This is a genomic window from Oceanospirillum sp. (assembly GCF_982874595.1).
The window spans coordinates 1-9,150 of sequence record NZ_CEYNZH010000083.1 but is presented as its reverse complement, the minus strand read 5'-3'; the positions used below and the strand labels follow the sequence as shown (position 1 = coordinate 9,150).

Genomic DNA, 9,150 nt, shown 5'->3' with positions numbered 1-9,150 from the left:
CCGGCGTTTTTGATTCATGTTGGCTTGACAGATTAACTCAGGAAGTCAGAGGGTTAGAGCGTTGCCAGCTGGGTTTTCTGTAAGCTTTGCCACCAACGCTGCTCAACTGCCGGTGACGTAACCTGCAGAATATCGCCGACAACGGGTGTACTCAGACTGACCTGATTGGCTTCGGCTGCTTCTGTTACCCGATTCAGTGGGTCGTACCAGGCGTGAAACGCCAGATCGAATGTGCCGTTATGGATAGGCATCATCACCTTACCCTGGAGATCCAGGTGAGCCTGAACACTCTCTTCCGGAGTCATGTGGATGTCGGCCCAATCTTCGTTGTAAGCACCGTTTTCAATCATTGTCAGATCAAAGGGGCCGTAGGTTTCGCCAATCTGCTTAAAGCCCGCGAAATAACCGGAGTCACCGCTGAAATAAAGTGACTCGTTGGCCGTTTTGATCACCCAGGATCCCCAGAGTGTTGAATTACGGTCGGTCATGCCACGGCCTGAAAAGTGCTGCGTTGGAGCAAATGCGATCAGCTGATCACCGACTCGCTCTTCCTGCCACCAGTCGAAAATTCTGATTTTCTCTTCTGTCACGCCCCATTTCTTCAGATCTCCGTCTACACCCAGCGGTGCATAGAAGCGTTCGCTCAGTTCTGCCAGATAAGCGATGGCGTCTTTATCCAGATGGTCATAGTGGTTATGGGAGATCAGCACCTTTTTGATGGGCGGCAGCTCTTTTAGCTCAATAGGTGGCTGATGGAAGCGTTTAGGTCCCATAAAAGAAAAAGGTGAGGCGCGCTCGGCAAATACCGGATCAATCAGCCAGTAATCACCATACACTTTCAGCAGAACAGAGGAGTGGCCCAGTTTTACCAGCCAGAAGCGGTCATCTGCCAGGTTATCCAGTTGTTCGCGGGTAATAGTTTTCACTGGCAGAGAGACTTCTGGCTCAGCATCGACCTTACTGGCGGTCATAAAGCGCCAGAAGATACCCACGGTTTTACCAAACCCAGCCTGATTGGTTTCAGCGCTATTGTGGAACTTACCATCTTCATAACGGGCAGCATTGGGGTTCTTCATGGTATCTGTGGTGGCAACAAGTTCGGAATTTATCATGCAACCTCCGGCTAAGAGAGTCAGGCTAAGTGCCAGAATCCATTTGAATGGGGTCATGGGATCACTCTTTGTATTGATCTTCGGGTTTTGATCTTCGGGTTTTATATCAGGTAAACTATACTGTGTAGTTTACATTTTGGTGGTAAAAAGTAAACTGCACAGTGTAAGTTTTTCTCCGCTGCAGTACACTAGCGCCTATTATTAGACAGTGTTTATATGGTAACGCTTTGACAACAATGAAACTTTCCGACAAAAAACGACTTCAGATTCTCGATGCCGCTGAACAACTTTTTTACGATCTTGGTGTAGAGCACACCAGTATGGATCAATTGGCGCAGGTCGCTGGTGTTTCCAAGCGTACGGTGTACAACCATTTCGCCAATAAAGAAGAGTTGTTCCAGGCGATTATCGGACGTATGTTCAGCCAGCTCTCGGAAGGGGCGGCAGTAGAGTTTGATCCGGAGCGGGCGATTGGCGATCAGCTGACCCATATTGCATTGTGCGAAGCAGGGCTAATGTCCTCTCAACCTTTCCTGCGGGTGGCAAAAATCGGTTTTATGCAGCTGCTTAAAGATCCGATGCTGGCGCAGACATTAACTCAGGAAAAATTCGGTTGTCTGAGTTATCTGGAGCCGTTTCTTATGGCAGCAACCCAAGCGGGTGTACTCAAGGTAGAAAATCCTCTCTTTGCCAGCCAGCAGTTTGTCTATCAGCTGAAAGCTTTTATTTTTTACCCACAGCTTTATCAGCTGGCTGAAGTTACGGAAGCTGACCGGGATTTTGCCATTAAAGAGACAGTAGCGATGTTTCTGGCCCGCTATCAGGTCTGAAGCCCAGATTAATAGCCGCTAAAAAACAAGGCATCGAAACGAACAGAAAAAACAGAAGGAGTGCCGTCTTATGGGGCTATCTAAACAACAGGGCAGAATCTCTTTGCTGGCCTGTATCTCTGTGATGGGGCTGTTACTGTTTTGCGTCGGGCAAGTACGGGCAGAGGTTAGCTCCGAAGTTAAGCAGGAGATCAACTACCTGTTGAGCTACGTTGGTAAGACGGAGTGCCTTTATGACCGTAACGGCACCCGGCACACGGGAAGAGAAGCGGTGGAGCATATCCGCAGCAAATACGATTATTTTCATGACGACATCGAGACCGCTGAAGACTTTATTCGCTTATCTGCCAGTAAAAGCACCTTCAGCGGACGCCACTATCAGGTGATCTGTCCCGGAGCGGATACTGAGAAAAGCCAGGACTGGCTGCTAAGGGCTCTCAAGAGGTATAGAAAGCAGGATGCTTCTTTGAGGTAAGTTTCCAGCAGTTATTCTTATCCCTCACACTTAAAAAGCCGAAACAGGCTCTCCTGCTTCGGCTTTTTAATGTTCCAGCCTTATACCCCGGTACGATTATTGAGCAGGTTGCCAGTTTCTGGCGGCCTCAATCCGCTCGTAAATTGCCGGGTGCGAGCTCAGATAGTCCCCCAGTGAGCTTTCTTTACTGTTATCGGTTTCGCTACGGCCATGGCTTTTCATCAGGGTTGTCATTGCGTCGGCGAAATCGGTCGGAGACTGTCCCAGTTTATGTAATTGGGTATAGGCAAAGGCGTCAGCTTCCCGCTCCATATCCCTTGAGAAGGCACTTTGCATTAAGCTGGCGCCAGCACCAATGACCATCTCTCCGGCACCTTCAATATCGCCGAACATCAGAGCAAACAGCATAGATGTTGCCGTTGCCTGAGCGACCATCTTCATACTGTGCTGATGTTCCACATGGCCAATTTCATGCAGCATCACTGCGGTGAGTTGCTCGGGGTGCTTGCTCATTAGTTCAACAATATCATCTGTCAGGATCACATCACCATTAGGCAGTGCCATGGCATTAGCGCCCATTGACCAGCTCCGGAAATTGAGTCTGTAATTCTCTCTGGGTATATTGAGCGCATCCAGTGCCTGGTGCCATTGTTCCCGTATCTCGGTTTGTTGCGCTTCCGGAATCGTGCTGGGTTCCATGTAGATACGGTCGAGGATGATGAGTGTCTGTTTGCCGGATTCCTGGGCCACACTATCCGGTAAAAAGGCGACACCGATACTGGCCGCTGCCGGGATCACTTTAAAACTCATCATCCATAAGAAAAGTGGCAGGATGATCACAGAAACGAAGACCGCGATCCAGTGAGTTTCCAGCCAACCGGGAATGTGAGCTTCCGGCTTCAGCCCCGGCCAGCGGAAGCTGACATCCTCAGGGATAAAACGCGCACCATCCGGCAGATGGAGCTCTGCCGGCAACCCCGGTATAACCGAGCTGTACTCCAGCTTATCCATGGCATGTTCCTGCAGAACGTCCTGCTCCAGACTGAGAATCTTTATGCTGCCATCATGATTTATAACGGCAAAGGCCGGTTGCGCTGCTGCGCGACCGGCCTCCTGAAAGACTCCCTGAATACTTCTTTCGGGCCGATGCTGTCTGGCCTTGAAAGAGTTCTCTTCAGTGGGGGCTGTCATAATTTACCTTTTTCAATGATCCCTGAATCAGGTCAGAGACAGATCAACATCAAATACGCCAGCGGCTTCTTCACCAAAGGCTCTTTCATCCGTTTGCTCGGTATTTACCAGGTGTTCGATATCCGGCTGCAGTGCCACTTCTGTAGCGCGGGCCAGCAGATGATTCTTACGGATCTGAGTAATTGGGAAAGCCAGTCCCAGAGTCACGATTAATAGCAGGCTGTTACTCAGATTCAACCAGCAATAGCTCTGAATACTCAGGTTTGTTTTCAGTGCTGCCACATCATCCATTTTCATTGCATTACCCAGATGATTGAACATCAACGCATAGAAGACACCGGCAATCAGGCTAAGGGCGACCAGATAGAATGCAATAAACATCGGTATTACCGCGGCAATGGAGTAGTACCCATACTGCAGTTTGTAGAGCAGGTCTGAGGCTTCTACAAAGAGGTAACCACCGCCAAAGATCACCGCTGTAATTGCCAGAGTGATCAGCGAGGCCTTGTAGTAATAACCAGTCGATGTTGAAAGCCGAACCGGTTTACCACCATAGCTGATGTGCTCGTAGATATACTGATGAATTTTTTTCAGTACCCAAGGCATTGCCAACCATAACGTCAGCACACCCACGATAGGTAGTGCCAGGAAGGCGACTAAAGCCCCCATATACTTGCCGTTAAAAGTAAAACGTACATTGCGGTATGAGGTGTTACGCATACTGAAGCGTAAACCGGAGTTGATCAGCCAGGGGTAGGCTGCCAGCAGAAGCAGACCGCAGATCAGGCCCAGAATCGGGTTAAGCTGTGAGATGAGGGTGTAAATAGCAAAAACAACAACGGCTATGATACGGCCAATCAGAATCTGGATCGGTTTTGCCAAAAAATAAAAGCGATGACCATCAACCTGAGTGTGTCCATACAGGTATTGAGTATTTCTCACTTTAGCCCAGGCACTGTAGATGCCCAGCGTGATAATACTCAGCAGCAGGTTAACCAGCCAAAGCTTGAAGTATTCCATTTTCTTGCCGGTGAAAACCACAGGTACGGTTTTACTGTTGAGGACACGGTTGATCGTATGACGCGGAGTCATGTCCAAGGGTTGAGCTTTTTGGGTTTCCAGATCAGGCCCGTTCGGAAGGGTATCTGTCATGATGACATCCTTGTATTAATTCTAAGAGAAAAAATGCATTTTGCTTATGGATCTTATTAGAGCAAGAGCTTTATACCGATTTGTAATGGCATTTGCAGCATCATCTCGTAGTTTTTATGCACACTTGTGTAACTTTGTGCTTTCTGTCTCAAATCATCAGCCAGCAAGGGCTTTTTTTATAACAGTATCGAATGAGGGGGAATTTTACTATCAGTAAAGCTAATGACCTGATTCGATCTAATCATTGTTCATGCAGGGTTCTGGCCGACTAAAATTGGCCGATTTGCTCTCAAAAAGAGCTGTGCCAATAAAATAAATAATGAAGCATCGGAGCTAACCCTTATGAAACACCCGATCAAAACCCTGTCTTTGGCTGTATGCCTTGCCTCTGCACTATCCCTTCCTGCACAGGCGGCCGACAAGAAAATTATGCTGAAGATGCCTATCGCCTTTAACTCTAAGCTCCCTAGTGTCGGAACCACCGCAACCTATATCGAAAACACGCTGAATACGACCTCAGCCGGAACATTGCGGGTTAAGAAATACGAGCCAGGTAAGTTGATTGCCCCTTTTGAGATTCTGGATGCCGTATCGGCGGGTAAGGTTAATGCCGGATTTGGTTCTCCCGGTTATTGGGTTGGTAAAATCCCGGCAGCATCGGTATTTTCATCGGTACCTTTCGGCCCGGAAGCGGGTGAGTATATGGCGTGGGTTTATCACGGTAATGGTCGCAAGCTTTGGCAGGAGATGTACGATATTAACGGCTACAACGTACATGCGATTCCCTGTGCCGTGGTCGCACCGGAAACGTCTGGCTGGTTCAGTAAGCCGATTGAGAGTGCCGGAGATCTGAAAGGCCTGAGAATGCGTTTCTTTGGTCTGGGTGGTGAGGTGATGCAGAAATTGGGTGTGAACACCTCCTTACTCTCTGGTGCAGAGATCTTCCCCGCGTTGGAAAAAGGTGCGATTGATGCCACCGAATTCTCTATGCCTGTGATCGATCAGATGATCGGCCTGCATAAAGTCGCCAAGTACAACTACTATCCGGGTTGGCACCAGCAGGCCACGCTGCTGGAACTGCTGATCAATAAAGATACCTGGAACAAGATGAGCGACACCCAGCAGGCGCTGGTAGAAACCACCTGTCGTTCTGCTATGGCGGTGTCTTTTGCCGAGGGTGAAGCACTACAGTTCGCCGCGATGAACAAAAACGTCAACGATAACGGCGTACACAATATGCGCTGGAGCGACGAGATGTTGGATCTTTTCCGTACGACCTGGGAAGAGGTCGCCGCAGAGAAATCCGCTGCTGATCCGTTCTTCGCCAAAGCCTACAGTGATCTGCAGGGTTTCCGGGAAGAGTACAAAATCTGGAAAGAAAACGCCTTTATGCCGCGTCGTCCCGAGTAATTATCTGATCCACCAGAAGGAGCCGTGACACGTCACGGCTCTTTTTTTGTATCTGCGGGATGCTGGCGTTATCCGAGCCGATGCGGCTCTGTATTTGTTGACAGGACTTCTTCAGCGTCTTGATGCTGAGCGTCCTGGTATGCTCCAGGAAATGATCGCGGGTGTTAAAGGTGATAGGGCATCACTTCCAGACAATATTGAGAACAGAGAGCACGTAGAGATGATTTTTGAACAGGCATATTACTAACTCGCGTTAACACTTCATAACCAGGCATAGCAGTTCATGGCCGCTGGGTGCCCTTTTGTGACTCCTCCGTAGTCACTCCAAGATTGCTGCTGTGCTTGGGCGTTACAAGCCAAGGATCATTCAGTGATAAACGTTGAAAATGATGAGCTGATTCAATCTAGGTCTTCATTTAGCTTAAAACATAACAAACTGCTCAAGTCGAATTATCGACACTCGGCAATTTTTGTTCTGGTTTGGTACAGTGTTCGCGCTGGTTAGTTTAAGTGTGGCGACAGGCTTGCCAGCCACTTAATGCCCTGAGGACTACCTAAAAGCTCAATACTCTTGCCCTAAGCGTTCCACTAGAAAGTCCCAAACAAAACGCAGGCGTAGATTGGTGCGTAAATCCCGGTGCGCCACTAGCCAGGTTTCTGTCGTCGGTAATTCAATGCTGGGTAGCACCTGCTGTACGCCAGTTTCATTATCTCCAATATCTTGCAACATAATACCTATTCCAGCCCCCTGTTTAACCAATTCCCAGTTCGCTAGATGGTGGTTACAAGCCACCGAAAAATTATCCAAACTTATATGCATTCCCTGTTGGTTCAAGATTTTAACTACATGATGGGCCTTATCAAAGCCAATAAACTGCAATTGCGCGCTGTTTTCGAGGCTTATATCACCTTTCTTACGTTGGATGTAACAGTCTGCAGCGTATAGGCGGTAGCTTTGCAGACCTAATTTCCGAGCGATTAAGTCGGGCTGATCCGGACGGTATGTTCGGATCGCAATATCGGCCTCACGACGGCGTAAATCGCTGCTGTCGTTAGAAGCGATTAAATCGATATTTAGGCCTGGGTTATTCGTTACCAGCTCGGTAATGAGTTTCGGTAGGACAAAGGTGGCCATTGCTTCTGTAGCTGATATACATAGGTGCCCTCCAAGGGTATTTGCATCACTACTGGCAGCGAGTGAAAAGTTCTGCGCGGCTTCACCCATATTACGGACAAAGTCGAGTAAGCGAATTGCATTGGGTGTCAGCTCTAATCCATTTGAACTGCGCTCGAAGAGTGCCACACCCAGTTCACGTTCCAGTGATGATACTTGCCGACCCACGGTCGATTGCGTCGTACCTAACGCTTTCGCCGCAGCGGATAATGATCCTTCTTCCGCCGTGAGATAAAACGCACGAGCCTGGTTCCAGTCAAAACCAAGCGAGCGCCACTTTGCCGCTGTCTTGCTATGCATTTATGCATGTCCATTATGTATTTTTTGCTGACTACCAATCGAATACGCATAGATATAATGCCCGCAGTACTTGACGCTGTCGAGTGTAATTGTTGAACAAGTGGAGGGGCTCAGGTGAACAATCAACGGTTTACCAATGCAATGTTAATTATCATTGTTACTACCGCACAGGCATTAAGTGGATGTTCAGCTGTTACGGTTACGCCGAACAGCCAACAGCGCATTACAACTGAGCCTAGCTATATGCAAAGCCAGCCATCTTTTTTATTGGGAATGATTGGTGATAACCACGTAAATGTTGCGCAGATTTGCCAACACAATAATGTGCTGCAGATGCAATCCATACGTACTTTGACTGATGGCCTGGCTGCTTTGCTGTCTCTTGGAGTGTACACGCCACATACCAGCAAGGTGTGGTGTGAAACTCGATAGGGGTGCGATGATATGAACTTAAACAGTGTTTTGCTGCTTTCCGTGTTCAGTTTATCTGGTTGTGCAACGGTGCACTTTGATAATGGTGAACCGCAAAAGACGGCAATGGTAAAGAAAAAGTGGCATCACAATGTGGCGCTGGAACTGGTCGAGGTGAGTAAGCCCATTGATCCGGCTGAAACCTGCGAGCAGCAGTGGCATTCTGTCACCACACAGCATTCCTATACCGGTTTCATCGCAACGGGTATCGTTAGTTATTTTATGGGGCCAGCGTCACTATTGACGACCAACCTATGGGCTCCACAGCAAATTAAAGTGGAATGCCGAGAGGTAACTCCATGACTCTTTCAAGCTCAACTCAAACACCTATCTCACGATGGTTTGTATTGTTTTTGATGGTTGTACTGTGTGTTGTGCCGACAATAGCCGGAGGTATGCGTCTGATGCAGATCTCCTCCGGTGCGGATATTACCGAAGAGAATGCCCGTTTTCTTACTGCCCCAATTCCGATTGTCCTGCATATCCTGAGTTCTATTATTTTTAGTGTTATTGGCATTTTGCAGTTTTCACCCTTACGTCGCTGCTCAATAAAAGTGCATAGGATGATTGGCTATATCGTTTGGTTTTCAGGCGTGGGCAGTGCGTTCACGGGGTTGTGGATGACATTGTTTTATCCCTGGTATGGCTTGGATAGTGTTGGTTTGTACGTTATTCGGTTGATTGTCGGTGTCATTCTTTCCTGGTTCTTATGTCAGGCCGTGTGGAGTATCTTAAATCGGGACTTTCGTGCCCATGGGCGCTGGATGCTTCGAGCTTATGTGTTGGGGATGGGGGCGGGTACCCAGGTATTAACGCACATTCCATTTTTCATCTTTTCCGAATATCAGAATGAACTGACACGTACTATTTGTATGGGGGCAGGCTGGGTAATCAACTTAATGGTGGCCGAAATTATTTTGTCCAAAAAACAGAAAAGCCTGAGTGACGCTTTAAATAATGTGAGGCGGATAAATTTTAACAAGCTTAGCGGCCAATTCTGAGTGCAACACCTAATCCAATATAGGATAAGGTATT

At 48.1% G+C, this 9,150-nt stretch carries 10 protein-coding genes; 6 read left to right on the top strand and 4 right to left on the bottom strand.

Going from position 1 to position 9,150, the window contains the following annotated elements:
* Positions 1-53: 53 nt before the first annotated feature.
* On the bottom strand, positions 54-1,169 hold the full coding sequence (locus tag AC4GL5_RS17985) for an MBL fold metallo-hydrolase (RefSeq protein WP_490384185.1): 1,116 nt from the start codon (positions 1,167-1,169) through the stop codon (positions 54-56).
* A gap of 179 nt (positions 1,170-1,348) precedes the next feature.
* Between AC4GL5_RS17985 and AC4GL5_RS17980 the strand changes: the two genes are divergently transcribed.
* Positions 1,349-1,942 (top strand): TetR/AcrR family transcriptional regulator, encoded by a 594-nt coding sequence (locus AC4GL5_RS17980; RefSeq protein WP_490384186.1) that lies wholly within the window; start codon positions 1,349-1,351, stop codon positions 1,940-1,942.
* A gap of 70 nt (positions 1,943-2,012) precedes the next feature.
* Positions 2,013-2,417 (top strand): DUF5329 family protein, encoded by a 405-nt coding sequence (locus AC4GL5_RS17975; RefSeq protein ID WP_490384184.1) that lies wholly within the window; start codon positions 2,013-2,015, stop codon positions 2,415-2,417.
* 96 nt (positions 2,418-2,513) lie between these two features.
* On the opposite strand, the gene AC4GL5_RS17970 is transcribed toward AC4GL5_RS17975, so the two are convergent.
* Positions 2,514-3,608 carry a M48 family metallopeptidase gene (locus AC4GL5_RS17970; protein WP_490384183.1) on the bottom strand — a complete coding sequence of 365 codons (1,095 nt, stop codon included), beginning with the start codon at positions 3,606-3,608 and terminating at the stop codon, positions 2,514-2,516.
* Positions 3,609-3,635: 27 nt separating this feature from the next.
* Entirely contained in the window at positions 3,636-4,760 is a 1,125-nt protein-coding gene (locus tag AC4GL5_RS17965) for a YjgN family protein (RefSeq protein WP_490384182.1), read from the bottom strand.
* Positions 4,761-5,102: 342 nt separating this feature from the next.
* Between AC4GL5_RS17965 and AC4GL5_RS17960 the strand changes: the two genes are divergently transcribed.
* Positions 5,103-6,170 (top strand): TRAP transporter substrate-binding protein, encoded by a 1,068-nt coding sequence (locus AC4GL5_RS17960; protein ID WP_490384181.1) that lies wholly within the window; start codon positions 5,103-5,105, stop codon positions 6,168-6,170.
* A gap of 562 nt (positions 6,171-6,732) precedes the next feature.
* On the opposite strand, the gene AC4GL5_RS17955 is transcribed toward AC4GL5_RS17960, so the two are convergent.
* The gene (locus AC4GL5_RS17955) at positions 6,733-7,644 is read right to left on the bottom strand and encodes a LysR family transcriptional regulator (RefSeq protein ID WP_490384180.1); all 912 of its coding nucleotides are present in this window, start codon (positions 7,642-7,644) and stop codon (positions 6,733-6,735) included.
* Positions 7,645-7,758: 114 nt separating this feature from the next.
* On the opposite strand from AC4GL5_RS17955, the gene AC4GL5_RS17950 reads away from it, so the two are divergent.
* From AC4GL5_RS17950 to AC4GL5_RS17940, 3 genes are read left to right on the top strand one after another with little or no spacing between them, the layout of a single operon-like run.
* Positions 7,759-8,076 (top strand): Bor family protein, encoded by a 318-nt coding sequence (locus AC4GL5_RS17950; protein ID WP_490384179.1) that lies wholly within the window; start codon positions 7,759-7,761, stop codon positions 8,074-8,076.
* 12 nt (positions 8,077-8,088) lie between these two features.
* Positions 8,089-8,418 carry a hypothetical protein gene (locus AC4GL5_RS17945; protein ID WP_490384178.1) on the top strand — a complete coding sequence of 110 codons (330 nt, stop codon included), beginning with the start codon at positions 8,089-8,091 and terminating at the stop codon, positions 8,416-8,418.
* Complete coding sequence (locus AC4GL5_RS17940) at positions 8,415-9,116, top strand: DUF2306 domain-containing protein (RefSeq protein WP_490384177.1); 702 nt, start codon at positions 8,415-8,417, stop codon at positions 9,114-9,116. Before AC4GL5_RS17945 ends, AC4GL5_RS17940 begins: the two co-directional genes overlap by 4 nt.
* The last annotated feature ends 34 nt before the right edge of the window (positions 9,117-9,150 follow it).

What these genes read in the sequence shown, in the direction of transcription:
- AC4GL5_RS17940 (WP_490384177.1), top strand. Translation starts at nt 8,415, where the DNA reads ATGACTCTTTCAAGCTCAACTCAAACACCTATCTCACGATGGTTTGTA.
- AC4GL5_RS17975 (WP_490384184.1), top strand. Translation starts at nt 2,013, where the DNA reads ATGGGGCTATCTAAACAACAGGGCAGAATCTCTTTGCTGGCCTGTATC.
- AC4GL5_RS17970 (WP_490384183.1), bottom strand. Translation starts at nt 3,608, where the DNA reads ATGACAGCCCCCACTGAAGAGAACTCTTTCAAGGCCAGACAGCATCGG.
- AC4GL5_RS17965 (WP_490384182.1), bottom strand. Translation starts at nt 4,760, where the DNA reads ATGACAGATACCCTTCCGAACGGGCCTGATCTGGAAACCCAAAAAGCT.
- AC4GL5_RS17945 (WP_490384178.1), top strand. Translation starts at nt 8,089, where the DNA reads ATGAACTTAAACAGTGTTTTGCTGCTTTCCGTGTTCAGTTTATCTGGT.
- AC4GL5_RS17980 (WP_490384186.1), top strand. Translation starts at nt 1,349, where the DNA reads ATGAAACTTTCCGACAAAAAACGACTTCAGATTCTCGATGCCGCTGAA.
- AC4GL5_RS17960 (WP_490384181.1), top strand. Translation starts at nt 5,103, where the DNA reads ATGAAACACCCGATCAAAACCCTGTCTTTGGCTGTATGCCTTGCCTCT.
- AC4GL5_RS17955 (WP_490384180.1), bottom strand. Translation starts at nt 7,644, where the DNA reads ATGCATAGCAAGACAGCGGCAAAGTGGCGCTCGCTTGGTTTTGACTGG.
- AC4GL5_RS17985 (WP_490384185.1), bottom strand. Translation starts at nt 1,169, where the DNA reads ATGACCCCATTCAAATGGATTCTGGCACTTAGCCTGACTCTCTTAGCC.